This is a genomic window from Haloferax namakaokahaiae (assembly GCF_042663225.1).
Lineage (GTDB): Archaea > Halobacteriota > Halobacteria > Halobacteriales > Haloferacaceae > Haloferax > Haloferax namakaokahaiae.
Genome location: NZ_JBHTAA010000005.1, coordinates 36,039 through 62,373, shown reverse-complemented (window position 1 = coordinate 62,373; position 26,335 = coordinate 36,039). Strand labels below are relative to the sequence as shown.

At 62.5% G+C, this 26,335-nt stretch carries 21 protein-coding genes and 1 tRNA gene; 8 read left to right on the top strand and 14 right to left on the bottom strand.

The genetic code is table 11. The features are described 5' to 3' along the window. Window positions 1–102: 102 nt before the first annotated feature. Both ACFQJC_RS07725 and ACFQJC_RS07720 read right to left on the bottom strand, forming a co-directional pair. Complete coding sequence (locus ACFQJC_RS07725; RefSeq protein WP_390222743.1) at window positions 103–1,053, bottom strand: mechanosensitive ion channel family protein; 951 nt, start codon at window positions 1,051–1,053, stop codon at window positions 103–105. A gap of 60 nt (window positions 1,054–1,113) precedes the next feature. Further along, on the bottom strand, window positions 1,114–1,509 hold the full coding sequence (locus tag ACFQJC_RS07720; protein WP_390222742.1) for a spore germination protein GerW family protein: 396 nt from the start codon (window positions 1,507–1,509) through the stop codon (window positions 1,114–1,116). 179 nt (window positions 1,510–1,688) lie between these two features. Between ACFQJC_RS07720 and ACFQJC_RS07715 the strand changes: the two genes are divergently transcribed. After that, window positions 1,689–2,090 carry a hypothetical protein gene (locus ACFQJC_RS07715; RefSeq protein ID WP_390222741.1) on the top strand — a complete coding sequence of 134 codons (402 nt, stop codon included), beginning with the start codon at window positions 1,689–1,691 and terminating at the stop codon, window positions 2,088–2,090. A 61-nt stretch (window positions 2,091–2,151) separates the two neighbouring features. On the opposite strand, the gene ACFQJC_RS07710 is transcribed toward ACFQJC_RS07715, so the two are convergent. The 3 genes from ACFQJC_RS07710 to malQ all read right to left on the bottom strand — a co-directional run bounded on the left by ACFQJC_RS07710 (window position 2,152) and on the right by malQ (window position 4,605). Then, window positions 2,152–2,505: a type II toxin-antitoxin system PemK/MazF family toxin gene (locus ACFQJC_RS07710; protein WP_390222740.1), complete on the bottom strand. Its 354-nt coding sequence runs from the start codon at window positions 2,503–2,505 to the stop codon at window positions 2,152–2,154. Further along, entirely contained in the window at window positions 2,502–2,873 is a 372-nt protein-coding gene (locus ACFQJC_RS07705; protein ID WP_390222739.1) for a MarR family transcriptional regulator, read from the bottom strand. The genes ACFQJC_RS07710 and ACFQJC_RS07705 overlap by 4 nt, the downstream gene beginning before the upstream one ends. Window positions 2,874–3,114: 241 nt before the next feature. Further along, window positions 3,115–4,605, bottom strand: coding sequence for a 4-alpha-glucanotransferase (gene malQ / locus ACFQJC_RS07700; RefSeq protein ID WP_390222738.1), 1,491 nt, complete (start codon window positions 4,603–4,605; stop codon window positions 3,115–3,117). Between the two features lie 150 nt (window positions 4,606–4,755). Between malQ and thrS the strand changes: the two genes are divergently transcribed. Then, window positions 4,756–6,684, top strand: coding sequence for a threonine--tRNA ligase (gene thrS, locus ACFQJC_RS07695; RefSeq protein WP_390222737.1), 1,929 nt, complete (start codon window positions 4,756–4,758; stop codon window positions 6,682–6,684). Between the two features lie 51 nt (window positions 6,685–6,735). Here the strand turns inward: thrS and ACFQJC_RS07690 are convergent, their stop codons facing one another. From ACFQJC_RS07690 to ACFQJC_RS07675, 4 genes are all read right to left on the bottom strand, one after another. Then, the gene (locus ACFQJC_RS07690) at window positions 6,736–8,166 is read right to left on the bottom strand and encodes an alpha/beta fold hydrolase (protein WP_390222736.1); all 1,431 of its coding nucleotides are present in this window, start codon (window positions 8,164–8,166) and stop codon (window positions 6,736–6,738) included. Window positions 8,167–8,480: 314 nt separating this feature from the next. Continuing rightward, window positions 8,481–9,338: a formyl transferase gene (locus ACFQJC_RS07685; RefSeq protein ID WP_390222735.1), complete on the bottom strand. Its 858-nt coding sequence runs from the start codon at window positions 9,336–9,338 to the stop codon at window positions 8,481–8,483. A 165-nt stretch (window positions 9,339–9,503) separates the two neighbouring features. Beyond that, complete coding sequence (locus ACFQJC_RS07680) at window positions 9,504–10,811, bottom strand: MFS transporter (RefSeq protein WP_390222734.1); 1,308 nt, start codon at window positions 10,809–10,811, stop codon at window positions 9,504–9,506. Between the two features lie 63 nt (window positions 10,812–10,874). Continuing rightward, window positions 10,875–11,111 (bottom strand): hypothetical protein, encoded by a 237-nt coding sequence (locus tag ACFQJC_RS07675; RefSeq protein WP_390222733.1) that lies wholly within the window; start codon window positions 11,109–11,111, stop codon window positions 10,875–10,877. Between the two features lie 145 nt (window positions 11,112–11,256). Between ACFQJC_RS07675 and ACFQJC_RS07670 the strand changes: the two genes are divergently transcribed. Beyond that, on the top strand, window positions 11,257–12,456 hold the full coding sequence (locus ACFQJC_RS07670) for an MFS transporter (RefSeq protein ID WP_390222732.1): 1,200 nt from the start codon (window positions 11,257–11,259) through the stop codon (window positions 12,454–12,456). 124 nt (window positions 12,457–12,580) lie between these two features. Here ACFQJC_RS07670 and ACFQJC_RS07665 read toward each other — a convergent pair. Continuing rightward, window positions 12,581–12,654: transfer RNA gene (locus tag ACFQJC_RS07665), tRNA-Lys, on the bottom strand. A 131-nt stretch (window positions 12,655–12,785) separates the two neighbouring features. Between ACFQJC_RS07665 and ACFQJC_RS07660 the strand changes: the two genes are divergently transcribed. Then, the gene (locus ACFQJC_RS07660; RefSeq protein WP_390222731.1) at window positions 12,786–14,243 is read left to right on the top strand and encodes a DHH family phosphoesterase; all 1,458 of its coding nucleotides are present in this window, start codon (window positions 12,786–12,788) and stop codon (window positions 14,241–14,243) included. On the opposite strand, the gene ACFQJC_RS07655 is transcribed toward ACFQJC_RS07660, so the two are convergent. The 3 genes from ACFQJC_RS07655 to ACFQJC_RS07645 form a co-directional block, all read right to left on the bottom strand. Next, window positions 14,240–14,533 carry a PRC-barrel domain-containing protein gene (locus tag ACFQJC_RS07655; protein ID WP_390222730.1) on the bottom strand — a complete coding sequence of 98 codons (294 nt, stop codon included), beginning with the start codon at window positions 14,531–14,533 and terminating at the stop codon, window positions 14,240–14,242. The genes ACFQJC_RS07660 and ACFQJC_RS07655 overlap by 4 nt on opposite strands. Window positions 14,534–14,642: 109 nt before the next feature. Further along, the gene (locus tag ACFQJC_RS07650) at window positions 14,643–16,844 is read right to left on the bottom strand and encodes an LUD domain-containing protein (RefSeq protein ID WP_390222729.1); all 2,202 of its coding nucleotides are present in this window, start codon (window positions 16,842–16,844) and stop codon (window positions 14,643–14,645) included. Continuing rightward, the gene (locus tag ACFQJC_RS07645; RefSeq protein ID WP_390222728.1) at window positions 16,837–17,340 is read right to left on the bottom strand and encodes an LUD domain-containing protein; all 504 of its coding nucleotides are present in this window, start codon (window positions 17,338–17,340) and stop codon (window positions 16,837–16,839) included. The genes ACFQJC_RS07650 and ACFQJC_RS07645 overlap by 8 nt, the downstream gene beginning before the upstream one ends. Window positions 17,341–17,474: 134 nt before the next feature. On the opposite strand from ACFQJC_RS07645, the gene ACFQJC_RS07640 reads away from it, so the two are divergent. Then, window positions 17,475–20,555: an FAD-binding and (Fe-S)-binding domain-containing protein gene (locus tag ACFQJC_RS07640; RefSeq protein ID WP_390222727.1), complete on the top strand. Its 3,081-nt coding sequence runs from the start codon at window positions 17,475–17,477 to the stop codon at window positions 20,553–20,555. A 350-nt stretch (window positions 20,556–20,905) separates the two neighbouring features. Here the strand turns inward: ACFQJC_RS07640 and ACFQJC_RS07635 are convergent, their stop codons facing one another. Next, window positions 20,906–21,331: a DCC1-like thiol-disulfide oxidoreductase family protein gene (locus ACFQJC_RS07635; RefSeq protein WP_390222726.1), complete on the bottom strand. Its 426-nt coding sequence runs from the start codon at window positions 21,329–21,331 to the stop codon at window positions 20,906–20,908. A gap of 92 nt (window positions 21,332–21,423) precedes the next feature. On the opposite strand from ACFQJC_RS07635, the gene ACFQJC_RS07630 reads away from it, so the two are divergent. From ACFQJC_RS07630 to ACFQJC_RS07620, 3 genes are all read left to right on the top strand, one after another. Then, a complete protein-coding gene (locus tag ACFQJC_RS07630; RefSeq protein ID WP_390222725.1) occupies window positions 21,424–23,757 on the top strand; it encodes a DEAD/DEAH box helicase in 2,334 nt (777 codons plus the stop codon). A 158-nt stretch (window positions 23,758–23,915) separates the two neighbouring features. After that, window positions 23,916–25,073, top strand: coding sequence for an alpha-1 4-glucan-protein synthase (locus ACFQJC_RS07625; protein WP_390222724.1), 1,158 nt, complete (start codon window positions 23,916–23,918; stop codon window positions 25,071–25,073). A 95-nt stretch (window positions 25,074–25,168) separates the two neighbouring features. After that, window positions 25,169–26,332, top strand: coding sequence for an iron ABC transporter substrate-binding protein (locus ACFQJC_RS07620; protein WP_390222723.1), 1,164 nt, complete (start codon window positions 25,169–25,171; stop codon window positions 26,330–26,332). The last annotated feature ends 3 nt before the right edge of the window (window positions 26,333–26,335 follow it).

The following is a 26,335-nucleotide window of genomic DNA, read 5'->3' as shown; positions in this document are numbered from 1 at the left end:
TCCTGGGCTTCACCCCGCTGACCGAGCGACGGCGTCGTCGTGTGCTTCTGTATCGAGGCTTCTGTATCGAGCGTTCACGACAGCGCCGAGTGGACACGACGCTCAGCGGTTCCGGCCGATCGGGAAACTCACGCGGTCGGGGTGTTTGGCGAGTTCGGTCAGCACGCGTTCGTAGAGCCGGTTTTTCACCTGCTGGCCGCCGGTCGGCGGGACGAGCACGCGGAGGCGAAGGACGACCCACGACTCTTCTTGGGCGATGTTGACCGTCGGGCCGTTGGAGACGGTGAGTTCGAGGGGCGAGTCCGCGAGTTGCGAGCGATAGCGCGCGATGGCCGCGCGCATGTCGGACCCGACTTCGTCTTCCGCGACGTCGAGCAGGAGTTCTCGCGTGAATTCGAGGTCGGTCTCGTAGGCGACTTGGACGGGGACTTCGGCCCAGACGCGGTTGAACAGCGCGCCGTGGTTGACGATTTCCGACGAGAGGACGAGCGAGTTCGGCACGGTCACCGTTCGCCCGGACGACTGGTTCGAGGTGAGGTCGCCGCCGGACTCCCAGAGCGTCGTCACGAGGAAATCGACTTCGGCCACGTCGCCCGAGAATCCGGAGACGCTGATTCGGTCACCCACGGCGAACGGGCGTTTGATGACGATGTACACCCACCCGATGAGCGAGAGAATCGGTTGCTGGAGGGCGAACGTGATGGCGAACCCGATGACGCCGAAGGAGACGAGGACGCCGAGCCACTGTTCGGTGAACGCCCCGAGGACGCCGACGAGAGCGACGAGACCGAGCAACAGCCGTAAGATGTTGCGGATGTCGTGCGCCCGGCGACGGTCGGCGATACGAGTGATGAACACCGCCATGATGAACCGGTAGACGCCGTAGGTGACGAGCGCGATAGCGAGCGCCGAGAGTCCTTTTGCGACCAGCAAGTCGGCGTCGGCTATCGGGAGTTCCAACGGTGCGAGCGGAAGCGTGGCGCGAACGAGTCCGCTGAGGACGGCCGCGAGAATCCCAGCCGAAAACGCAACGAGACCCAGACGACGAGACATACCGTCGCCGTCGTGAGGGCGAGTGAAAAAGGTGTTCTCACACGGAAGTGACGAGCGCGGTCAGCGACGGAGCAAGCGCCCGATTGCGAGTCCGAGACCGACACCGAGCGCGAGCACCCCCGCCAGTCGGCGCGACTCGCCGAATCTGACGAATTTCGTCTCCTCGGGCGTCACCTCGACGATACCTATCGGCGTGGCGCGCGCACCGCCGCCACCGCCGAACCCTTCGCCTGCGTTCTCGTCGTCTACGTCGCCGCCGGAGCCACCGCCCATGCCGAGACCGAAGGCGACGCGCGCGACTGGGATGACCGTCTTCTCGCCGACGCTGACGGGCGCTCCATACACCGTTCGCGCATCCGCGCGGACGAGCGATTCGAGCGGCGACAACAGTCGTTCTTCCGGTCGAACGTCGATTTCGTGCGGTCCCGTCCGTGCCGTGTCTCTCTCTGTGGACATAGCTGAGCGTACGCTGGCATCGGAGATAACCACCGATGGCGCGGTGAAAATTGAATTCCGGGGCTCTGTTGAATTCCTTAGAGATTGACAGAACTCGCGTGACACATACAGAGGGTGTATGCATCACCTCTTCACTACCCAGAAGACATATATCTTACATAGTCGGTCGTTGATTTGTAATGCGTGAGATACTTTTGTCACTGCTTTTGCTGCTTCTGGTGATTAGCAGTGGGTGTCTTGGCTCTCCACAGAATCGAGGGAGAGACGACACTGAAACCGAAGTCACTGAACCCGAGATGAAGCCCCCGATGAATAAACTGATTATCGAGGATGACTACCCTGGAAACTTCTCTGTTGTGATTTTTAACCCATCTAAGGGAAAAGTATTCAATGAGAGTTACTCCGCGAACAATACCGAAGACATTGATTTGAGTGGTCATTTTCCGGCGAGGGAAACGAGGACAGTAGAGATATATGTCAATGACACCCGTGCTTGGAGAAGGTCCATCGCGTGGTATGAGGGTTATATGTTGGAAATAAACGAAGACGGAACTATTCGTGAAGGAAAAGTCGAAGTTTGAGGGGCATTGACCGACTCGCGTTCTCTATTCAGCACACCGTGTCGCCGTTATCGGATGAGTGCTATTTGAGATAGTCAATCAACGACTGAATTGCGTCCTCGACAAGTGCGTCGTTGAGCGTCCCTTGCCAGTAGTCGATGTCTCCGCTTCCGAGTGACTGGACGCCCCACGGGACGATACAGCTCTCGTCGGGAGTTCCACCACGAAGCCAGCCCGTGTCAGGAATCTCGATAAACTCCTCGTGCCACGTCTTCGTCGTCAACGTTACCGAAATGTACTGGTCGCCATGGAATGGTTGTCCTTCGTGATTCGAGATGACGAGCCACGGACGCGCGTCCTCGTCGCCTTTGAACGGGTCGTCACCGTAGACAACATCTCCGGGTGCGTACGTCGGCGCTTTCTCTTCGTCCGTCACTCCTCGTCCCTCAGACTTGGATGGTCTTCTTTCGGTGCGTGCTCCCGCCACTCGTCCTTGTCTTCGGTTTCCAGTCGTTCGTTGAAGAGTGCTGTCGCTCGTTCGTATCCACTGTACGAACGAAGCCGATCTTCATCGGTCGTCGCGGCCCAGTACGTCGCCTTGTGTTCGACGAGTTCGCGTTGCTTTAACCGAGTCAGTGCAGTGCTTACTGCACCCTCATCGAGGTCTGTCTGTGATGCGATCTCACGAGCCTGAAATGCCCGGTCGTCGTGAGCGGCAAGAAACCCAAGGACTTGATCTGGAACAGACAGATCTGTGAGTTCGTCTTCGCTCGTGTTCTCGAAGGTTTCCCGATCGATCGACATCGTTGAGTGAAAGTACTGTCTCCAGCGGTAAGAGTGTAGCTAGTGAAAGCTATGAAAATCCATTTATTTCGAGTCCCGATGGCCGAAACTGGCGAAGGATAAAATACAGAGGTCTGTCTCGTGGATTCAAGATGTGTGTCTGCAACAAACGCGCCCTGTAATCAGCACGGTCTCAACAAAACCTCAGTGACTGAGGATTTCAACAGAGCGGAATCCGGGTAGTTTCGGAATTAGATTCCGATTAGTTTCGGATGTGGAGGTCCGTGTAGCCCGCGAGCCGCTGGGCCACGTCGCCGTCGAGTCCCTCGGCGGTGACGCGCCACTCCCAGTTGCCGTTCTGCGTGCCCGGCGTGTTGAAGCGGGCGTGCGAATCGAGACCGAGTATATCCTGCATCGTCGTGAACGCGAGCACCGCCGCGGAGTTCCAGACGGCGTCGATGATGGACCACTGAATCTCCGACCCGTCCGCGCCGATGTTGTAGTGAAGGCAGTCGCGCTGGTCGTCGGGGAGCGACCCGTAGTAGCCGACGAAGGTGTCAGTGTCGTGGGTCGAGGTGTAGGCGACGGTGTTCTCGGGGTAGTGCATCGGTTGGTACATATCGCCCTCTTGGCACCAGTTGGCGTACTGGGGGACGCGCATGCCGGGGAAGGCGAAGTTGTCACGGAGGTCCACCAGCGACGGGTCGAGGAAGCCGAGGTCCTCGACGATGAAGGGGAGGTCACCGAGTCGCCGCTGGACGGTTTCGAAGAAGTCGTAGCCGGGTGCGTCGCGCCACTCGCCGTCCGCAGGGCTGTCGGAAGCGGCGTCGATGGCCCAGTACGAGTCGAACCCCTTGAAGTGGTCGATGCGAGTCACGTCAACGAGGTCGAACAGGCGTCGGAGGCGGTCCATCCACCACTCGTAGCCGTTCTCGTGGAGGTAGTCCCAGTCGTAGAGGGGGTTGCCCCATCGCTGGCCATCGTCGTGCGGGTTCGGCGGGACGCCAGCGACGACGGCGGGTTCGTGCTCGTCGTTCAGGTCGAAGGCTTCCGGGGCGGCCCACACGTCGGCGCTGTCGAGGGCGACGTAGATGGGCAGGTCGCCGACGAGCGTGATACCCCGTTCGTCGGCGTAGTCGGCGAGGTCGTGCCACTGGAGGTCGAAACAGAACTGGGCGAACTCGCGGTAGCGAATCTCGTCGGCGTACTTCTCGCGGACGCGCGCGAGGGCGTCCTCGTCGCGGACCTTGAGTTCCTGCGGCCAGTCGATCCACGCCTGTTCGTACTCCTCTTTGAGGGAGGCGAAGAGGGCGTAGTCTTCGAGCCACGAGGATTCGCGCTCGCAGAAGTCGTCGAAGGCGGCGCGCTCGTCGTCGGTTGCCGAGTCCCGAAACCGGTCGAACGCGGTTCGAAGGCGCGAGCGCTTGTACTCGCCGACGCGGTGGTACTCGACCGAGTGGTCGTCGAAGTCGGGGACGGGTTCGAGGTCGTCTTCGGTCAGCCAGCCGCGCGCTTCGAGGTCGGTGAGGTCAACCAACAGCGGGTTGCCGGCGAACGACGAGGACGATTGGTAGGGGGAGTTCGCGTGCGCGGGCGAAGTAGGACCGAGCGGGCAGAACTGCCACATCGACTGGTCGGCATCGACGAGGAAATCGACGAAAGCGCGAGCGCCGTCGCCGAGGTCTCCGATACCGTGCGGGCCGGGCAGCGAAGTGAGGTGCATGAAGACACCGCTCTGTCGGGAGAATCTCATACGTCGGGGGTGGGGTGCCACCCAATTGGTAGTTTGGGTCTACACATCCAGACTCGAAAAGCTAGCACGCCGCACGAAAACGGCCACGAGCGGGCGTGAACGTCGCTCGTCTCAACAACACTTATTCTCCCCCGTCGGTTTCGTGCGCGTATGAGTGAAATCGCTGTCATCCTCCCCGACGGAACGGAGTTGTCCGTCGAGGAGGGTGCGACGGTGCGAGATGCGGCGTTCGCAATCGGTCCCGGTCTTGGGAAAGACACCGTTGCGGGCGTCGTTGACGGCGACCTCGTGGACAAGGAGACGCCGCTCTACGACGAGGCGAATCTCGTCATCGTCACCGACCAGTCGGACGAGTATCTCGACGTGCTTCGGCACTCGGCGGCCCACGTCTTCGCACAGGCACTCCAGCGTCTCCACCCCGAGGCGAAACTGACCATCGGCCCGTGGACGGACGACGGGTTCTACTACGACGTGACGGACGTCGAACTCGAACAGGAGGACTTAGAGGAAATCGAAGACGAGATGCGCGCCATCATCGACGAGGACCTCGATATCGAGCGCACGCTCGTCTCCCGAGAGGAAGCCCTCGACAAGTACGCCGACAACGAGTACAAACGTGAGATTCTGGAGACCGAGGCCGCCGGCGACGACGAACTCTCGTTCTACCAGCAAGGCGAGTTCGAGGACCTCTGTAAGGGTCCGCACGTCGAATCGACCGGCGACATCGGCGCGGTCAAACTCCTCAACATCTCCGCGGCCTACTGGCGCGGCGACGAGGAGAACGACACGCTGACGCGCGTCTACGGGACGGCCTTCGAGTCCGAAAGCGAGTTAGAGGAGTTCCTCGACATGCGCGCCGAGGCCGCCGAGCGCGACCACCGCAAACTCGGACAGGAACTCGACCTGTTCTCGATTCCGAGCGTCACGGGACCGGGGCTGCCGCTCTACCACCCGAACGGGAAGAAGGTCCTGCACGCGCTCGAAACGTACGGCCGCGACCTGAACAAGGACTTCGGCTACGACTACGTCGAGACGCCGCACCTGTTCCGGACGGAACTCTGGAAGCAGTCGGGCCACTACGACAACTACGTTGACGACATGTTCCTCCTCGACGTGAACGACGAGGAGTACGGCCTGAAGCCGATGAACTGCCCGGGTCACGCGACCATCTTCAAGCAAGGGAGCTGGAGTTACCGCGACCTCCCCGTCCGATACGCCGAGAACGGGAAGGTCTACCGCAAAGAACAGCGCGGCGAACTCTCCGGTCTCTCGCGCGTCTGGGCCTTTACCATCGACGACGGCCACGTCTTCGCCCGCCCCGACCAAATCGAGGCCGAGGTCCAGGACATCATGGAAATCATCCTCGAAGTGCTGGAGACGTTCGACCTCGACTACGAGGTCGCCCTCGCCACGCGCCCCGAGAAGTCCGTCGGCTCCGACGAGATTTGGGAGCAAGCCGAGTCCCAACTCGAATCCGTCCTCGAAGAGACGGAGATGGACTACTTCGTCGAGGAGGGCGACGGTGCCTTCTACGGCCCGAAAATCGACTTCGCGTTCGAAGACGCCCTCGGTCGAAAGTGGGACGGTCCGACGGTCCAACTCGACTTCAACATGCCCGAGCGCTTCGAACTCTCCTACACGGGCGAAGACAACGACGAACACCGCCCGGTGATGATTCACCGCGCGCTCTACGGGTCGTTCGAGCGCTTCTTCATGGTCCTCATCGAGCACTACAACGGCAAGTTCCCGTTCTGGCTCGCCCCCGAGCAGGTCCGTATCCTCCCGATTTCGGACGACCAACTCGACTACGCCGAGTCCATCAAGGAAGACTTAGACGACTTCCGCGTCACCATCGAGGACCGCTCGTGGACGCTCGGCCGGAAGATTCGGGAAGCCCAGACGGACCGCGTGCCGTACATGATCGTCGTCGGCGGCAACGAGGAGGAGGCAGGAACCATCTCCGTCCGCGACCGCAAAGAACGCGAGACGCAAGACGTGACCGTCGAAGCGTTCCGCGCCCACCTCGAAGCCGAGTCTGACGAGAAGCGCCCCGAACCCGACTTCCTCGCCGACGAGTAACGTCGCACTCGGGGAGTTCCGCGACGCTGCGTCGGCTGCGACTGGCGCTGTCTATGCCGCGATTCGCTCCTTTTCTCGACTCGCATCGTCGAGTTGTCGCCTGATTTTCCGCTGGACACCGCCAGTTCGAATCATGTTCGAGAGGACGCCGAAGTGCCCGCAGTTCCATTCGACCTGATTGCGAGCTGGGACGCCCCACTGTTCGATGAGCGTTCGCGTCGTCGCAAAGGGAGCCATCCGGTCTCGTCGGCCGCTGAACGTGAAGATTTTCGAGGGGTCCAGCGCCGGCTCAGACGGTGGGTTGAGAAGCGGCGCGAACTCCCGAAGCGCCTCGCCGTTCCATCCGGCGACGTCGAGCGCGCTATCGAGTCCGAGCATCGGCGTAAGGTCGCTCGAAGGGATGGTCTGGGTAATCGAACCCGGTGCTCCCACGACGAAGAGTCGGTCTGGACGCATGGATTCGGGCCAGTAGTCGCACCAGCCAGCGACGTGGAGTGCAATCGTCCCGCCGAGGCTGGTTCCGCCGACGCCGACTGCCGGTGCGCCTTCCGTTCGCGCCCAGTCAGTGAGGACCGCAGTTTCGAGCGCCGCGCCCGCATAGAGCGTGAACATGCCCTCGGGCACGCGGGCGATGTAGGGTTCGCCGCTATAGAATCCGGGTCGCTCGCGGCGGCCGTGCCACGGTGCATCGGGGAGAATGACGCGGAAACCCCGGGGTGAGAGGGTCCGTCCGAGTGCTTCCTCCTCGGGCCAGTACGTGCCTTGGTCGTTGAGCGACCCCCAACCAGAGTGATAGACGAGCGTCGGCAACGAGTCGTCCCCGTCGGCCGGTTCGTACACGCGCGCCGTCGCCATATCACCGAGGTGGGCCGCAGGTGAGGGAAATCGAAGCACGTACTCGGTCGTATTCGGCCCGCGAACCGTCGCAGAGCGCTCGACGCGCGGGACCTGCTCGGCGGTTCGCATCTCGGAGAATCCGTAGAGGCGCTCGGGTTCGGCGAGTTCGTGACGCCAGCGCGTGCGGGCAGTCTCGGCGTCGGGCGTCTCGAACTTCACCGGCGGAACGTAGTGCTCACTCGTGAGGAATCCGAACACGTCGGTCGGTTTGGCGTGCTGGTGTGCGCACTCCCGTCGCTCGCGTTCGAGGGCGACACGCTCGTCCGGAAGCGATTCGTAGTCCTCCCAGAACACGTCGTTCCACTTGGCCATCGTCGCGTCGTACGCTTCGCGGATGTCGGCGTACTGCGCGAGGGCGTGTGTGATTCGTCGGTCGAGACTCGGGGCGGGCGGAGCGCCGACCTCCTTCAAATAGGTGTTCGGACCCGACCCGAGTGCGACATCCGCCGCGGCGCGGGCACGGGTGACGCCGAAATCCGCGGGGAGCGAACGCGCCTTGTACGATTCGAAAATGCGTGACGTGAATACGCGACCGACCGGAGCCGTGAGTAGTCGGTGCACAGCGGGCGTTCGGAGGTAGTCCATGCAGTGTGTTACGAGTGACACGATATTGACCCTAGCCCGGGCGAGAATGGGCAGTGTGAGACAAATAAATCAAATGATGCTATATCAAATTGTGCTATTCGCTCTACTCGGTCTCGGTAGGCTGGATTTCGACTCGCTCGTAGCGGCGATAGTCGAAACCGATTGGTCGGGGACGTGTACGCACGAAGTCTTCACGTTCGACTATTCTCAGGTGCGGTCTGGAAAGGGACGATTCGACGAGTTACTGGCCACGCACCGATAGGAGAGCCATGGGCGTACCTCCGATGCGCCGCCATCAAAACGTGTCCCACCACTCAGTACGTCGGCGTGGGTTCACGCGAGGCGACGAACCTTCGGAAGCGGCCGCGGGAGTTCTTGACGAGATAGCTGACGACGTCTCGTCCCTTCGGAATTTTGTACAACGTCCCGAGTTCGTCGGGCGCTGTGACCTCCGCATTCGGGTCGGTGACCGTCCGCACACCGGGCAAGAGCATTCGCTCTGCCGTGTAACAGGCTTGCTGTCGAATCTCTTGCCACGTCTCCAGCCCGCTGATGTCTATCGTTTCGAGTTCGACTATCTCCCCGCCGTCGAGGGTTTCGGTGAGACGCTGCAGTGTGATTCCCATCTCGTCTTCGTCGTTGATGAATTCGTAGAAGCCGCCGACCTGACCGCGGTAGGTTCGAACGTCACCGAGGTGATAGCTGAGAACGCCGTAGGTCGGTGCCGAGAGAACGTCGCCCTTGAGCATCCCAAAGCCGAATCGGATAGCGACATCGGTGGTCCCAATCTCATCGACGACGCCGTCAGGGAGGACGTTCCAGTAGGTATCTACCCTGGTGGGGTGACAGTCGATTCGCGTCGCGCTCGAAACGCCGTCGAGTGAACTGATGTGAACCGGGCGTGTGTGCGTGGGGGCAGGTCTGAGCGTCCGAGCGATACCCACGAGCGACCAGAGCGGGTATCGCCGGAGTTGTGAGATGGCGTCACGAACGAACATCGCTCGCGTTCGCTCGGGTGAGAGGACGCGAACCTCGCTGTTGATGACGACGTGCGTGATTTCGATCGCCGGTTCTTCGACCAACGACGCCAACGCATTGTACTGCCACTGTTCGACGTACTCTTCGTCGAGGAGGAGGGTGACACGGAGGGGTTCGAGAGCGGGACCAGTCATTATTCTTATCCTTTGTTCTGAGTTTGTTTTCGAGTGATATTCGCCGATATCTGACTTACTGGGCGATTCTGGACGGCCATTTGACAACAGTAGGAACTCAACTAATGTAAACTTGACATATATCGGCTGGCGAGAATAGTCGTCCTTCGATAGCGACCAGTTATCCTACCATTCGGTCAGGGCGCCGCTCCCGTTGGAGTACACGAGCACGGCCAAGAACGTGAGAACGCCCGTAATCGCGGCGCCACCGCCGATGTAGAACACCCACTCCATACCGACGTCGGCCATCAGATAGCCGCCGAGGAGGGGTGCGGCGACGCTTCCGGGCCGCCAGAGAAGTTCGCGGATGCCGAAACTGCTGGCGACGCCCGCACCGCCGGTTCCTTCGTCGGCGAAGAGTGCCATACTCGCGGGTTCGCGGAAACTGTCTGCGATACCGAGCAGGGCAGAGAGCGCGAGAAGCGGGAGGAACGCCGGCGAGAGCGGTCCGAGAATCGGGAACCGAGCGGGCAGGGCGAGTGCTTCACCGATGGCGGGCGAGAAGGGAACGGCGAGCGCGATGAGACCGTAAAGTCCGCCGCCGAAGAAGACGAACAGCGCGCGACCCGAGCGGTCCGAGATGCGGCCGGTGTGCGGCTGAAAGAGCATGTTGGTGAACTTCTCGGCGATGACCGTCGCCGCGACGGCGATACCGCTGTAGGCGAGTCCGCCCGACGCCGCGGAGACGCCGGCGTAAATCGGCACCCACGTCCTGACGAGCGTCACCGCGACGGCGTACTGAACCCGGAAGGTGGCAATCGTCATGATGCGCTCGTTGAGCGCGAGATTCGTGAAGGGAAAGCCGTGAATCGTCGTCTCGTCCGGCGGGAGCAACACCCAGATGGCGACGGTTGCGACCGAGAGGAGGGCGACGATGATGACGAAAATCGGCGTGAATCCCAGCGTGTCGTAGAGGATTCCGGCGGTCAGACTGCCGAGAATCGAGGCACCGAATCGGGCGGCGTTGGCCTTTCCGATGTGGTTCGCGCGCGTGCCGTCGCGGGCGAGTTCGCCGACGAGTGCGAGCGACATGAGACCCGCTCCGGTGACGGCGATACCCTGTGCCGCGCGGGCGAAGATGAACGAGAGACTGGAATCGACGAGCGGGAACGCGGCGTAGACGAGCGCGCCGAGCGCGACGGTTCCGGCGAGGACGAGGCGTTTATCGTATCTGTCGCCCGCCCACGCGAGCGGGACGACGGCGACGGTTTGGGCGAGGGTGAACCCGGTGGTGTACATCCCGATGACGAAACCCTTCGAGAGCGTGAGACCGCCCACTACGAGGCCGCCGATGGCGAGTTGCGGGAGGACGACCGCTTGCGGGTCGAGTTCGTTGATGTACTTCGGGAGGAGCGTGATGAGCGTGATAAATCCGAACCCGCCGGCGAAGCGAGTGAAATAGAGCGCCCAAAATCTGAGGCGGGACCGGTCCATACCGGTGATGCGGCTATTCCCCGAAAAGCCGTTTCGAAACAGGACAGAGAGTCGCGGTCGGCCTCAGTTCGCCCGTCTGAACAGCACCTTCGCGCCGACGACGAAGCCGAAAAACAGCACGAGCAAGAGCGCCGCACCGACCACCGCCCCGTCGAGGAGGGCCGCCGAATCGGGCGTCAACGAAGTCACAATCTTCCCCGTATCGACGCGTCCGTTGACACCCATCGCCAGTCCCATCACGATAGCGACGAACGCGGTGATACTGAAGAGGATGAGTTCCGTTCGGTCCGACTGAGGCATACTAGACTGTCTTCGTGCGTGTGTATAAGTACCACCGACTGTCTGGAAAGCGGACGGTTCGAGCGGTGTGTGAATCCCGAACGACACCGCCTCACTACTGCCGATTCGAGAACCTCTTTCAGTCGCGCACGGGAGGGGACACCTAATGGAACACACCCACGACTCGGTTCGCACCGCGACAGCCGACACGAGGCGGTGGTGGACGCTCGTGATTTTCGCGTACGTCGCGCTCGAAGGTGCCAGCCTCCAGATGCGTGGGTCTGTCGTGCCAGTCCTCCGCGAGTCGTTCGGAACGCCCGATTGGCTGCTGGGTCTCGTCGCGCCCGCGGGAACGATTGGCTTTCTCGTCTTCGTGGCACTCACCGGAGCCATCGCCGGCCGGGTCAACACGCGCCGTCTCATCCTCTTCGGCATCGCCGGAACCGGTGCGAGCGTGTTCGTCGTGGGCTTTACTCCCTCCTTTGCCTTCTTTATCGCCGCGCTGTTCGCGCGGGGGTCGTTCGGGGGCGTGGGCCGGGGAACCGACCGACCGCTGTTGAGCCACCTCCACTCCGGTGACCGCGGCAAGTGGTTCAGTTACTACGACGCGATGTGGGCCGTCGGGGCGACGATTGGCCCGCTCATCGTAACCGCCGCACTGTGGCTCGGCGACTGGCGCTACGCCTACTACACGCTCGGCGTCGCGTTTCTCCCGGTCGTGCTGCTGGTGTGGTGGCTCCCCACGCCGAGTATCGACGGAGACGGCGACGACCCGCTCACGCTCGACGAACTCAAGCGCGTGGGGCGACGGCCGGAAGTCTTCGTGATGATTGCGGGCATCCTCATGACGACGGGCGTCGAGGGAGCGCTCTTCACGTGGCTGACGACGTTCGCCGAGGGGCGCGTGCCCGCTTCGTTCGTGACCGCTTCACTGAGCGTGCTGTTGGTCGCGTACATACCCGGACGCTTCGCGGCCGGGGCGCTGTCGAATCGAATCGGGTCCGTCCGCCTCATCGCCGGACTCGCGGTGCTTTGTTTGCTCTCGACCGTCTACACGTTCTTCGTCGCGTCCGGCGTGGGCGTGCTGGTCGGCCTGTTCGGGATTGGCTTCTCGCTCTCGGGGCAGTTTCCCACGCTGTTGGCGTACTCGATAGGGGCCGCACCGGAGCACAGCGCACCCATCAACAGTCTCAGTTTGGTGGTTTCGACGCTCGGAATCGCGGGCGTCCCAGCGATACTGGGGTTCGTCATCTCAGATGCGGGTATCGAACTGGCGATGCAACTGCTCGTGATTCCGCTGATTGTGCTGGTCGGAATCTCGATAGCTGCGTGGGTTCGAAACGGAACCGCGGTCGAATGGCAGTAAAACACGTTGTTCAGACTTCGTCGGCAATCGGTTCGAAAGGTCGATGAATCGCGGTAGTTTCTCGTGTGGATGAAGACGCAGCGACCGCTCTCCGAACGAGAAGTGTCCGAAGGATGGAAGGAAGTGGGCCGGACGCGATTTGAACACGCGACCGTCTGATTAAGAGTCAGACGCTCTGCCTAACTGAGCTACCGGCCCTTGCAACTTCTCGTAACTGGTGGTAGGTAAAATGACTTTCCTTTTTGAGCGGGGGCGCGAGTGACCGACACACGTGCCGTGCGGCGGTAAGCGGGTGTGTTAAGTGTCGGCCGACCGGATAACTATCAACGATGAGTGCAGGGGTCAGTATTTCGTCGATGTCTACGTACGCGATTCTCGGTTGTGGTAGCGTCGGCCACGCAGTCGCCGAGGACCTGACCGACGGCGGCAAAGACGTCGTCATCCTCGACAAAGACGAGAGTCGGGTCGAAGCCCTGCGTGACCAAGACCTGAACGCACAGACGACGGACATCCGCGACCCGGAAGTCGCAGACGCCGTGGCGAACAGAGACGTGATTCTCATCCTCTCGTCGGACGTGGAGGCCAACAAGGCCGCCGTCTCGACGATTCGAGAACGGAGCGACGACCAGTTCATCGTCGTCCGCGCCTCGGACCCCGTCTCCGAAGACGAACTGACGGAATTGGGCGCAGACGTCGTCATCAACCCGTCTGAGGTCATCGCCGATTCGGCGCTCCGAAGCGTCGAATCCGGTGAGTTAGAGTACAAGGCCCGACAACTCGGCGACCTCCTTCGAGAGACGGACCACGGACTGGCAATCCTCACCCACGACAACCCGGACCCCGACTCGCTGGCCTCTGCCGTCGCCTTGCAGGCAATCGCCCGCGAGTACGACGTGGACGCCGACATCCTCTACTCCGGCGACATGGGTCATCAGGAGAACCGAGCGTTCGTCAACATCCTCGGTATCGAACTCACCCCACGGAGCGAGGCGAAACCGCTCACCGAGTACGGCGCAGTCGCGCTCGTGGACCACATGAAGTCCGGGATGCCGGACCTCGGCGGGGCGGACGTGACCATCTTCGTGGACCACTTCGAACCCGACGAGGGAATCGACGCCGAGTTCACCGACGTGCGGCCGAACGTCTCTTCGACTTCGACGATCGTCACGAAGTACATCCAGGAGTTCAACCTCAGTCCGTCGCAGGAAGTCGCTACCGCGCTCCTGTACGGGATTCGCGCCGAGACGCTCGACTTCAAGCGCGATACGACGCCCGCCGACCTGACCGCGGCGGCGTACCTCTATCCCTTCGCCGACCACGACACCCTCGAAAAGGTCGAATCGCCCTCGATGTCGCCCGAGACGCTGGACGTGCTCGCCGAAGCCATCCAGAACCGAGACGTACAGGGGTCGCACCTCGTCTCGAACGCGGGCTTTATCCGCGACCGCGACGCGCTCAGCCAAGCCGCACAACACCTGCTCAACCTCGAAGGAATCACGACGACGGCCGTCTTCGGCATCGCCGACGATACCATCTACCTCGCCGCGCGCTCGAAGGACATCCGAATGAACATCGGGAAGATTCTGAGTGACGCGTTCAAGGGCATCGGCGAGGCCGGCGGCCACTCCACCCAAGGCTCCGTCGAGATTCCGCTCGGTATCTTCACGGGCATCGAATCGAACGACGACAACCGCGATACGCTCTTACAACTCACCGAGGAAGCGGTAAAGCGAAAGCTGTTCAGGGCGATGGGTGTCGAAAGCGGCGAAAGCGGAAACGGAAATTAGACGACGGCCGACTCTTCGCTCTCTTCTGGGTTCTTCAGGCGTTCGATAACGTCGTTGATGAGGATGACGTCGCCGACCGCGCGGACCCAGCGATACGGGATGAGTACTCCCTTTCCGGGTTCGATCTGGTTGCCGAACAGTTCCGTGTTGAGTGCCGTAAGTGCGAGTCCCGTGACCGCTTCGTGGTCGAGGTTGAGACGAACGTCTTCGACCTCTCCGACGAACATGCCGTTGTTCGAGTAGACCTCACGGCCGACGAGCGTGGTAATCTCTTCGGGCGTCCCGTTCATATCCGGAACATGGTGTGCCGGGTCTTAATAGTTCGTAGGAGATGGGAAGCGAGACGGACGCCCGGCAGACGGGCGTCGGACACGAGTCGCCGGTGAGACACGAAACTCGTTAGCTCGGCGGCGAGATGAGCTGAACCGGGTGTTTCGAGGGACGAGCGAGGAGCGCGTCGAGTTGTTCGAGACACGACGTGCCGCTGGCGACGACGGTTCGATGCCTCGTTTCGGCCGTCTGAAATTGGTCTCGTAAGTCGTCGCCGACGGCCATGCTCAGTCCGTAGTACTCGGACTTGTACCCGAACGACCCGGCCATCCCGCAGCACTCCACATGCGAAGTCACCACGTCGTAGCCGAGGTCCGCGAGCACCGCTTCGGTGTAACCTTCGAGACCGAGCGTTCGCTGTTGGCAGTGGCTGTGGTAGGCGACTTCGTCGCCGTCGCCCGCCCGCAACGCAGTCGCATCCGCACCGTTCGAGAGCAGTCCGAAGACGTACTCCAGCACCTCGTAGGCGTTCGACGAGAGTCGCTCGAAAGACTTCTCGGGGAGGAACTTCTCGTACTCGCCCTCGAACATGGCGAGGTCGGAAGGTTCGATGACGACGATGTCGTGGCCGGCGTCGATGTGTTCGGCGAGACCGGCATACACGTCGTGGGCGTGGTCATCGGCGGTCGCAATCATGCCCTGCGAGAGCGGTGCGCGACCCGACGAGCGAACGTCGGGGACGACCACCTCGACGCCGAGGGCTTCGAGCGTTCGAACCGCCGCTTTGCCGCGTTCGACCTGCACGTGATTCGTGTAGAGGTCGGGGTAGACGACGGCGGTTCGAGTCGGGTTTTCGACGCTCGAATCGCGTCTCTCGAACCACGCGCGGAACGTCTCGCGCCGGAATTCGGGCAACTGGCGACGGGAGTCGATTCCCAAGGTTCGTTCCATGACCGACCGGGGGACCGAGGTTCCCGCAATCCAATTCGAGACCGGGGCGAGCGCCGACCCGACTTTTGCGACGGCCTCGAAGTTGCCGAAGAAGCGTTTCTGGAGGCTCACGCCGCCGGGTTCATCGTCCGGAGTGAGACCCTCCACGAGCCAGTCGAACTCGGTGTGTTCCTCGCAGTTGATTCGGTCGCGGACGACCGTGTTTATCCACGGGATGTCGATGTTGACCGGGCAGGCGGTGGTACACCGGCTACACCCGGTACAGAGGTCGTTGAACTCGGCCGCGGAGTCGAGTCCTTCGACGCCCGCCTCCCACCCGGTACCGATTCCTCCCGAGTAGGTCTCGCCGCCGAAGGCGTGACCGCCGACCTGCTGGAAGTTGGCGCAGACGTTCGAGCAGGCAGAACAGCGAATGCAGTAGAGCGTCTCCCGGAGTTGGTCGTCTTCGCGCATCGCCATCCGGCCGTTGTCGATGAGCACGAGGTGGAAGTCGCGGTCGGTCTCGCTCTCGGCAATCGGCGTGTCCGGGTCGTCGAAATCGACCGTCGGCGATTCGACTGGCGGCGTCAGCAACGAGATGTAGGAGGTGATGTCCTGACCGGTTCCCGACTTGCCGATGAGTTCGATAAACGGCTGGAGGTCTTCGACGCTCGGAACGACCTTTTCGACGCCCGCGACGGCGATGTGGGTGTCGGGGACGACGGCCGTCTTTCGGGCGTTGCCTTCGGAGGTGACGAGCGCGAGCGTGCCGGTATCGGCGGTGACGAAGTTCGCGCCGGTCATGCCCACGTCCGCGCCCTCGATGAGTTCGCCCAGTCGCTCGCGGGCGAACGTGGTGAGTTCCTCGGCGGTTTCGAGGGGTTCGTCAGGGTCGAACGTCCGATTGAAGAGGTCGGCAATCGCCTCCCGCGACTTGTGAATCGCGGGCGCGACGATGTGCGAGGGCGACTCGTCGGCGACCTGCAAGACCCACTCGCCGAGGTCGGTTTCGACGACTTCGATGCCCGCGGCTTCGAGCGCGTCGTTGACCTCGATTTCCTCGGAGGTCATCGACTTCGATTTGACGACGCGTTCGGCCGCTTTGTCTTCGCTCACCTCCCGAATATAGCGATTCGCGTCGGCCGCGTCGTCGGCGATGTAGAGCGTGCCACCGTTGGATTCGACCGACTCTCGGAGCTGGTCGATGAGTTCGGGCAGGCGCTCTATCGCGTCTTCCTTCATCGCTCGCGCCTCGGCTTTGAGTCCCTCGTAGTCGTCCAACGTCTGGACGGACTCGTAGCGCCCGGCGTTGAAGCCGCGCGTGTTTTCGGCGACCGACGACCCTTCCGTCTCCATGAGGTGCCGAATCTTCGCCGCCTTCGACGTTCTCGACTTACTCATCGAGAATCACCACGTGCACGTCTTTGGGACCGTGGGCACCCCTGACGAGTTCGCCCATGTCGGCGGTCGCGCTCGGACCGGTGGCGATAATCGCTGACGAAGGCGTCGATTGGAACTCTTCGGCGAGCCACGAGAACGCCGCGGGCATGTCGGGAAGGATGTCCGACTCGCGGACGACGGCGATGTGGGTGTCCCCGAACAGGCTCACCGGTTCGGCACCGTCTGGAGTCGCCTGAATCACGACGCTTCCGTAATCCGCGATGGCGATGCCGGCGGCCGTGACACCAGTTCGCGCCTCGCGGAGGTCGGCCGGCGTCGGTCGGGTGTTGACCCACGACGGGAGGTCGAGACTCTCGAAGGGGAGCGAGACACCGACGACCGGGTCGTCACAGACCTCGGAGAGGACGGAGTCGAACTCGTCGGGCGAGGTGTGTGTCCACCCGACGTCGAGTCGGTCGAGCGACGCCTCGAACGTCGTGACCGTACCAGTTACCATGCGAATCAATTGCAGGGTTCACGTATTCGTTCTTCGGGTGATGACAGACTCGTGAGAAAACGCCGGCCGTGGTCGAATTTCTCCCCGACCCCGGTGGCTTTAGTAGTTGACACACAACCAACACCCAAGACCCTATGGCATCCCATCCGCACGACGCACCCTCCGACCCCGCCGCTGCGGGTAACTACGACTACGTCAACGACGAGGTGGCCAGACCGGCACTGGTCGAGGACCTCGAACGCCTCGTCGATGGCGACGTCCGCTTCGATACCTACACGAGAACGCTCTATGCGACCGACGCCTCCGCCTACGAGCGACTGCCAATCGGCGTCGTCATGCCGACCTCGACCGCCGACGTCGCCGCGGTGATGGAGTACTGCGCCGAACGCGAGATTCCGGTCCTCCCTCGCGGCGGCGGCACGAGTCTCGCCGGGCAGACGGTGAACGAAGCGGTGGTCCTCGACTTCGCTCGCTACATGACCGGCGTCGAAAACGTCGATACCGACGCGGCGACGGTGACCGCACAAGCGGGCGTCAAACTCGGCGAGTTGAACGAGCGACTCGCCCCGCACGGCCTGAAGTTCGCTCCCGACCCGGCGTGGGCCGACCGGTCGGCACTCGGCGGCGCAATCGGCAACAACTCGACGGGCGCGCACTCGCTGAAGTACGGCAAGACGGACTACTACATCGAAGAACTGGAAGTCGTCCTCGCGGACGGGACGGTGACGACGTTCGGCGAGGTTTCAGTTGACGAACTGCGAGCGCAGGGCGACGAGAACGGCACGCTCGAACAGCGAATCTACGCGAAAGTCGCCCAGATTCTCGACGAGGAGGCCGACGAGATTTCGGCGCGCTACCCGGACCTCAAGCGAAACGTCTCGGGGTACAACCTCGACATGCTCGTCGAGGAGATGCGCGGCGAGCGTCGGACGCCCGACGACACCGGCATCGACGAGTCGTGGGAGGCGGGCCACGTCAACCTCGCGCGGTTGCTGGCGGGGAGCGAAGGAACGCTCGGCATCGTCACCGAGGCCACCGTCTCGCTGACGCCGATTCCGAACACGAAGTCCGTCGCCCTCCTCACCTACGACGACGTGCTGGACGCGATGCGCGACGTCGCACCCATCCTCGAACACGAACCCGCCGCCGTCGAGGTGATGGACGACGTGTTGTTGGACCTCGCGCGCGAGACGCCCGAGTTCTCGGACGTGGTCGGGATGCTCCCCGAGGGGACCGACTCGGTGCTCCTCGTGGAGTTCTACGCCGAGAGCGACGACGACGGGAGACAGAAAGTCGCCGACCTCATCGCCGACCGCGCACGCGACAGCGCGGGAACCGAGTTCGCTCCCTCGGCGGGCGCGGATTCGGTGACCGACGACGAGCGCCTCGCCAGCGCGTTCATGGAAGCCCACGACGCCGACACACGCGCGAAGTTCTGGAAGATGCGCAAGTCGGGCCTGCCGATTCTCCTCTCGCGGACGAGCGACGACAAGCACATCGCGTACATCGAAGACACCGCGATTCCCGCGCCCAACCTCCCGGATTTCGTCGCGGAGTTCCAGGACATCCTCGACAGCTACGACACCTTCGCGTCGTACTACGCCCACGCCGGTCCCGGCGTCCTTCACATCCGCCCGCTCGTGAACACGAAGACCGTCTCGGGCGTCGAGACGTTCGAAGCCATCGCCGACGAGGTGACAGACCTCGTCGTGAAGTACGGCGGGTCGGTCTCCGGCGAACACGGCGACGGCCGGGCGCGAACCCAGTGGAATCGGAAGCTGTACGGCGACCACCTCTGGCAGGTGTTCCGCGACCTGAAGACGGCGTTCGACCCCGACTGGTTGCTCAATCCGGGGAACATCTGCGGCGACCACGACATGACCGAGCACCTCCGGTTCTCGCCGGATTACGAGTTCGACACCGGGTTCGACCCCGCGATGCGATGGCCCAACGAGAACGGCTTTCAGGGAATGGTCGAACTCTGTCACGGCTGTGCCGGCTGTCGCGGCCAGCAATCGACCGTCGGCGGCGTCATGTGCCCGACGTTCCGGGCCGCAGAAGAGGAGATTCAATCGACTCGCGGGCGGGCGAACATGCTCCGACAGGCCATGAGCGGCGGCCTGCCGGAAGACGAACTGTTCGAAGACGAGTTCGTCCACGAGGTGATGGACCTCTGTGTCGGGTGTAAGGGCTGTGCCAAGGACTGCCCGAGCGGCGTCGATATGGCGAAGCTGAAAGCCGAGGTGATGTTCGAGTACCACAAGCGAAACGGCGCGACCATGCGCGACCGGATGTTCGCCAACATCGAGACGGTGTCGAAACTCGGGTCGGCGCTCGCGCCTGCGACGAACCTGTTGACGAAGGTTCCCGGCGCGCGAACGCTCATGGAGAAGACCATCGGTATCGCCAAAGAGCGCTCGCTCCCGACGTTCGAGGCGATGAGCTTCGTCGAGTGGTTCAACACGCGAGAGGGCGCGCAGATTCCCGAAGGCCAAGCCGACCGGAACGTGCTGTTGTTCCCCGACACCTACACGAACTACAACCACCCGGAAGTGGGGAAAGCCGCCGTCGTCGCCCTCGAAGCCGCGAACGTCCACGTTCGGGTTCCGTCGGGTGTGACCGGGTCGGGTCGTGCGCCACACTCGAAGGGCTTCCTCGAAAAGGCCCGAAACGACGCGAAACAGAACGTCGAAGCCCTCGCCGCCTACGTCAACGAGGGGTGGGACGTGGTCGTCTGCGAACCCTCCGACGCGGTGATGTTCCAATCCGACTACCTCGACTTACTCTCCGGCGACGACGTAGTCGCGGTGGCGTCGAACACCTACGGCATCATGGAGTACTTCGACACGTTCAGACTGGACGAGGGACTCACCTTCGCACCGCGAGAGGACCACCTGACGTATCACGGCCACTGTCACCAGAAGGCGACGAAGAAAGACCACCACGCGGTCGGCGTGCTTCGCCGCGCTGGCTACGAAGTAGACCCCTTAGATTCGACGTGTTGCGGCATGTCGGGGTCGTTCGGCTACGAGGCCGAACACTACTCGATGTCGAAAGCCATCGGGAACATCCTCTACGACCAGGTCGAGGCGAGTCCCGGCGACACCGTCGTCGCACCGGGTGCCTCCTGTCGGTCACAACTCGAAGCGATGCCCGGCGCGAGCGACGAACCACCGCATCCCATCGAACTGCTCGCACGCGCCATCACGATTTGAGCGCGGGGGGCGGCCCCGTCGCCATCGTCGTTCCATCGGCGCTGTGTTAGCAGATAATGTGGTGTTAATCGCCGAGTGAATGTGAGAATAGACGTCAAGAAGACGGCTTTCAGTTATAAAAGATAGATAATTTTATATACCACTATTCAACCTCTGAGTGGTATTCGCAGGGAGTGAGGTAAAGCAGTACTGTGGACTATCAGTATCTGCCGGAGTGCCTCTGATAACCGGCAATCGTCGAACCGAACCGGGGTGCCCGGCCCGGTTCGGGTAAACGGGGGACCCCCCCGCTTTTCCAACGATTCGACCACCGAGCGAGCGCGTGATTCATTCTGCGAGATTCCTCCGTTCTACGAGAGTTCTACTGGCCGCTCCGCAGCGCCATCGACGAGTGCATCGAAGGTTTCGAGCGCGTCGTCGGCCATCGGATACTGACTGTGAACGTCGTCCGGGTCGCGGCCGCGCCCGCTGGCGACACCGACGACCTTGGCAATCTTCTCGTAGTTGTCGCGGACCAGTGAGCCGACGATACCCGGCGTGCCAGCCCGTTCGGCGAGTTCTTTCGCCGCCGCGCGCCCCGCGTACACCCGATTTTCGGCGCGGTCGGCGAGCACCATCGCAAAGGGAACCTCGTCGAACTGCGCCGCCAAGAAGTCCTGTGCGGCGTCGTCGTACCACGAAATCGCCTCCACATCGTCGAGGCGTTTCAGCGCCGTCGCCGCGATAGAGCAGTAGGGACACTCGCCGTCGTAGATGAGCACGGCGTTCGCGTTCATACCCACATTCAGGACGCGAGATAGAAAAGTCGCGCGGCAAACAGGGAGCAGGTGGGCGATAGCGTTAGGAGCACCACGGCCGCAGTTCGTGTGTGGACGACCTCATTGAGTGGCTTCGGAGGCGGCCGTACTACGAGGGGCAGATTCACGCCCATCGAACGTTCGAGCCACAGGACCCCGCGACCACCGACATCGACCTCGAACCGCGGTTAGCAGGGGCGCTCGCCGACCGGGGCATCGACGGTCTCTATCGACACCAAGCCGACGCTATCGAAGCCGTCCGCGACGGCGACAACGTCGTTCTCGCCACCCAAACCGCGAGCGGGAAGAGCCTCGCGTACACCGTTCCCGCCTTCGAGCGAGCGATGGACCACGGTGGTCGGACGCTCTATCTCGGCCCGCAGAACGCGCTCGTCGCCGACCAACTCGACACCCTCTCGGACCTCGCACACGGGTTGGGATTCGGGAGTCGCGTCTCGGTCGAACAGTACACCGGCCGCCTCTCGAAGTCCGAAAAGCGCGAGGTTCGAAAGCGTCGGCCCACCGTCCTCCTCTCGAACCCCGACATGGTTCACTACGCCCTCTTGCCCCACGCGCACCGTCTGTGGGAGTGGTTCTTCTCCTCGCTCGAAACGGTCGTCATCGACGAGGTGCACGGCTATCGCGGCGTCTTCGGCAGCCACGTCGCCCTCCTGCTTCGGCGACTCAAACGTGTCTGTGAACGCTTCGGCGCGGACCCGCAGTTCGTCTGCTGCTCGGCGACGATTGGCAACCCCGTCGAACACGCCGCGCGAATCACGGGCGAGGACGAATCTTCGTTCGCATTGGTGGACGAGGACACCAGCGGCACGGGGGAGACCCATTGGGTGCTTTGGAACCCGCCAGAGTACGAGAACCCCGACGCGGGCGGGTCGGGACGGCGACGTTCAGGCCACATGGAGACGAAGAACCTCTTCGTTGACCTCGTCGCGCGCGGCCACCAGACGCTCGCGTTCACTCGGTCACGACAGGGTGCAGAACGCTACGCGTCGGAGAGTGCGAACGACCTGCGAAAACGCGGCGAACACGCACTCGCCGGGCAGGTGGCGGCGTATCAGGCCGCGCTCACCCACGACAGACGGCGAGAGATAGAGTCGGGGCTTCAGGAAGGCGATATCCGCGGCGTCTGGAGTACGAACGCCCTCGAATTGGGCGTCGATGTCGGCGGTCTCGACGTGGTGCTCATCGACGGCTACCCCGGCACTCGAATGTCGGCGTGGCAGCAGGCGGGTCGCGCTGGTCGCGGGGACAATCCCGCGCTGGTCGTCCTCGTCGCGGGCGAAGACCAGTTAGACCAGTACCTCATGAACCACCCCGCGGACTTCTTCGACGGCGACCCGGAACAGGCGGTGTCGGACCCCGAGAACGACCATCTCATGCCGTCCCACGTCGCCTGTGCGTCGGCCGAGAACTGGCTCTCGACCGACGACGAACGCCATTTTGGACACAGGTTCCCCGGCGTCGTCTCGAACCTCGAATCGACGGGGACGCTCTCGCGGCGAGAGACAGACGTGGGAACCCGATGGCTCCACGACGGCGACGGCAGTCCCCAGCACTCGATGAGTCTGCGGACGATTACCGACCGCGAGATTCGACTCATGGACGCGCGGAGTAACGAGACGATTGCGAAACTGGCGTTCGAAGACGCACTCCGCGACGCGCATCCGGGGGCGGTGTATCACCACCAGGGCCAGACCTACGAGGTGGCCGAGTTGGACCTCGACAGAGACGTTGCCAGATTACAGCCCTCGTGGGCGGACTACTACACACGCGTCCTCCACGACAAACACATCACCGTCGAACGCGACTTGACTTCGAAATCACTCTCGGCGCGGCCCGACGTCGAAGTCCGGTTCGCCGAGGTGACGATGCGCAAGCAGATAACGGGCTTCGAGCGGCGCGATGCGAAGCGCAGGACCACGATTGGCCAGCAACTCCTCGACCTCCCGGAGACGAGTCTGCGGACGAAGGCGCTGTACTTCACCGTCCCCGGCGACGTGGAGTCGGAGATGCGAGATGTGGGCGGCGACTACGGTTTCAACGGCGGGATTCACGCCGCCGAGCACGGGATGATTTCGCTGTTTCCACTGACGCTGCTCTGTGACCGCGGCGACATCGGCGGGATTTCGACGCCGTTCCACGAGCACACCGGCCAATCGACAATCTTCATCTACGACGGCTATCCCGGCGGGGTCGGGTTGACGCGCGCCGGATACGACGCCGTGGAGACGCTGATGCGGCGCACGGCGCGCCTCATCGACGACTGCGGGTGTGAAGATGGCTGTCCCGCGTGCGTGCAGTCGCCACAGTGCGGGAACGCGAACGACCCGCTGGCGAAGGAGACGGCCGTGATGCTTCTCGACGCGTTGACGGGGGCGAGTGAGTGAGTGAGTGAGTGGGTGGGTGAATGGGTGAGTGGGTGAGTGGTGAGTGAGTGAATGAGTAAGTGAACGAAACCGCCAGACTGGATTGGGGTCTACTGTCGTAAGAGACCCGCTGTGGCGAACCAACAGGTATTTTTGGGCAGCCTAAATTCATAGAGGTAATGAGCCACGACATCTGTGTTGTCGTTCCAACCATCCGCGACTACGAGTGTATGCGAGCGTACTTCGACAACGCTCGTGAACACGGCTTCGACCTCAACCGCTTGTTCGTCCTTCTCGTCACCGAAGATTTCTGCGACACCGAAGCGATGCAGTCGATGCTGGACGACGAGGACGTCGCCGGTGCGGTCTTCGACGAATCCGCCCGAGAGCGGTGGTACGACGCGCACGATATCGAGGAGTTCTCGCACCTCGTGCCCGCGGCGAGTCACGCGCAGACGAGTTTCGGTCTCCTCTACATGTGGTCGCATCCCAACTTCGACTACGGCGTGTTCATCGACGACGACACGCTCCCGCACGACGACTGGGACTTCTTCGGCCGCCACATGAACAACCTCCACCGGGAGGGCGAAGTCGAGACCGTCTCCAGCGACGAGCAGTGGGTGAACGTCCTCTTCCAGAACTTCGACGAACACGGCCTGTACCCTCGCGGCTACCCCTACTCGGCGATGCACGAGACGGTCGAAACCGACCGCCGCGAGATTCGTGACGTCGTCGCCTCGCAGGGTCTGTGGACGAACGTCCCCGACCTCGACGCGGTCCGTATCCTGATGGACGGCGACTTGGAAGGCCAAGCACAGACCCGCACCGACTTCGATGACTTCGACGGCGACTTCGTCGCCGAAGACGGTCAGTACCTCACGGTCTGCTCGATGAACCTCGCGTTCAAGCGCGAGGTCATCCCGGCGTTCTACCAGTGTCCGATGGACGACAACGAGTGGGAAGTCGGCCGCTTCGACGACATCTGGTCGGGCGTCTTCCTCAAGCGCGCCGCGGACGTACTCGACAAAGACATCGTCACCGGCTATCCGCTGTGCGAACACAACAAGGCCGCTCGCCCGACGTTCGACGACCTGAACAACGAAGTGCCGGGGCTGGAACTCAACGAACACCTCTGGGAAGTCGTCGATTCGGTCGGCGAAGACGCAGATTCCTACGCCGAGGTGTTCGAGGCGATGGCCGACGCCCTCGCAACGGGCGACTGGTCCGACTATCGAAACGGCGAGTTCTTCAACTACGTCGGCGACCATATGCAAGATTGGTTGGCGTGTTTGGACGCACTCGCGGCACCACGCGCCGCGGTCCCCGCTGACGACTGAGGCTCACCCCCAACCTCACTTTCTCATCCCTCGTCTTCACTTGCCGTCTCCACGAACCGGTAGGTATAAATGATTTAGGCAGGCCTAAATCATATATGGACGAACACGACCAAGAGCCACGCGGCCATGGTCGCCGTCGATTTATCGCAACGGCGGCGGCACTCGGTCTCGGCTCACTCGCGGGTTGTGCCGGGTTGGGCGGCGATTCTCAGGACCAGTCTGGTGACGATAGTTCCGAAGCCGTCGGACAGATTGGGTCTGGACGCTCACCGTTCGGCGACCGCGATATTTCCGGTGGCGTCTCCGTCACGGAGATGCCCGACCTCGAAGGAGAGTTGACGCTCTACTCCGGTCGCGGCGAGGCGCTCGTCGGGGAACTGCTCGGCTTCTTCGAGGAGTACTACGACGACTTCGACGTCGTACCGCGGTACAACTCCGCGACCGAACTCGTGAACCAAATCGAGACCGAGGGCGAAAACAGCCCCGCAGACGTGTTCTTCTCGATCAACGCGGGGTCGCTCGGCGCGCTGAAGGACGCCGGCCGAACCCAAGAACTCCCGAGCGAAGTACTCGAACTCGTCCGCGACGAGTTCCACGACCCAGACGGGCAGTGGACCGGCACCTCCGGCCGCGCGCGGACGGTTCCGTACAACACCGACCAGTTCTCCGAGTCGGATATCCCGGAGAGCATCATGGAGTTCCCGGAGACGGAGGCCTTCCGCGACAACATCGGCTGGGCACCGACGTACTCCTCGTTCCAGGCGTTCATCACGGCGATGCGCGTCCTCGAAGGCGAGGAAGCCACGCGGCAGTGGCTCGAAGGCATGCAGGAACTCGGCGTCAGCGAGTACAACGACGAGTTCCTCGTCGCCCAAGCCGTCGCGGACGGCGAAATCTACGCTGGTTTCACCAATCACTACTACATCCAGCGCATCCTCGCCGGCCGACCGGACGCACCGCTCTCGACGGCGTTCACCGCGGGTGACGCCGGGTCGATTTTCAACGTCGCGGGCGCGCTCGTCCTCGATACGGCCGACGACGCCGAACTCGGAGCGAACTTCGTTCGACACCTTCTTTCGGCAGAAGCCCAAGACTACTTCGCACGCACCACGTTCGAGTACCCCCTCGTCTCGGGCGTCGAACCCATCGGCGAACTCCCGACTATCGACGAACTCAACCCGCCGGAGGGTCTCGACCTGACGCAACTGTCCGACCTGGAAGGAACCGTGCAACTCTTGCGTGAGGTGGGCGTCCTCTGAGGT

What these genes read in the sequence shown, in the direction of transcription:
- ACFQJC_RS07675 (WP_390222733.1), bottom strand. Translation starts at nt 11,111, where the DNA reads ATGCCTCAGTCGGACCGAACGGAACTCATCCTCTTCAGTATCACCGCG.
- ACFQJC_RS07715 (WP_390222741.1), top strand. Translation starts at nt 1,689, where the DNA reads ATGCGTGAGATACTTTTGTCACTGCTTTTGCTGCTTCTGGTGATTAGC.
- ACFQJC_RS07640 (WP_390222727.1), top strand. Translation starts at nt 17,475, where the DNA reads ATGGCATCCCATCCGCACGACGCACCCTCCGACCCCGCCGCTGCGGGT.
- ACFQJC_RS07650 (WP_390222729.1), bottom strand. Translation starts at nt 16,844, where the DNA reads ATGAGTAAGTCGAGAACGTCGAAGGCGGCGAAGATTCGGCACCTCATG.
- thrS (WP_390222737.1), top strand. Translation starts at nt 4,756, where the DNA reads ATGAGTGAAATCGCTGTCATCCTCCCCGACGGAACGGAGTTGTCCGTC.
- ACFQJC_RS07685 (WP_390222735.1), bottom strand. Translation starts at nt 9,338, where the DNA reads ATGACTGGTCCCGCTCTCGAACCCCTCCGTGTCACCCTCCTCCTCGAC.
- ACFQJC_RS07625 (WP_390222724.1), top strand. Translation starts at nt 23,916, where the DNA reads ATGAGCCACGACATCTGTGTTGTCGTTCCAACCATCCGCGACTACGAG.
- ACFQJC_RS07680 (WP_390222734.1), bottom strand. Translation starts at nt 10,811, where the DNA reads ATGGACCGGTCCCGCCTCAGATTTTGGGCGCTCTATTTCACTCGCTTC.
- ACFQJC_RS07690 (WP_390222736.1), bottom strand. Translation starts at nt 8,166, where the DNA reads ATGGACTACCTCCGAACGCCCGCTGTGCACCGACTACTCACGGCTCCG.
- malQ (WP_390222738.1), bottom strand. Translation starts at nt 4,605, where the DNA reads ATGAGATTCTCCCGACAGAGCGGTGTCTTCATGCACCTCACTTCGCTG.
- ACFQJC_RS07645 (WP_390222728.1), bottom strand. Translation starts at nt 17,340, where the DNA reads ATGGTAACTGGTACGGTCACGACGTTCGAGGCGTCGCTCGACCGACTC.
- ACFQJC_RS07705 (WP_390222739.1), bottom strand. Translation starts at nt 2,873, where the DNA reads ATGTCGATCGATCGGGAAACCTTCGAGAACACGAGCGAAGACGAACTC.
- ACFQJC_RS07660 (WP_390222731.1), top strand. Translation starts at nt 12,786, where the DNA reads ATGAGTGCAGGGGTCAGTATTTCGTCGATGTCTACGTACGCGATTCTC.
- ACFQJC_RS07670 (WP_390222732.1), top strand. Translation starts at nt 11,257, where the DNA reads ATGGAACACACCCACGACTCGGTTCGCACCGCGACAGCCGACACGAGG.
- ACFQJC_RS07720 (WP_390222742.1), bottom strand. Translation starts at nt 1,509, where the DNA reads ATGTCCACAGAGAGAGACACGGCACGGACGGGACCGCACGAAATCGAC.
- ACFQJC_RS07620 (WP_390222723.1), top strand. Translation starts at nt 25,169, where the DNA reads ATGGACGAACACGACCAAGAGCCACGCGGCCATGGTCGCCGTCGATTT.
- ACFQJC_RS07725 (WP_390222743.1), bottom strand. Translation starts at nt 1,053, where the DNA reads ATGTCTCGTCGTCTGGGTCTCGTTGCGTTTTCGGCTGGGATTCTCGCG.
- ACFQJC_RS07635 (WP_390222726.1), bottom strand. Translation starts at nt 21,331, where the DNA reads ATGAACGCGAACGCCGTGCTCATCTACGACGGCGAGTGTCCCTACTGC.
- ACFQJC_RS07655 (WP_390222730.1), bottom strand. Translation starts at nt 14,533, where the DNA reads ATGAACGGGACGCCCGAAGAGATTACCACGCTCGTCGGCCGTGAGGTC.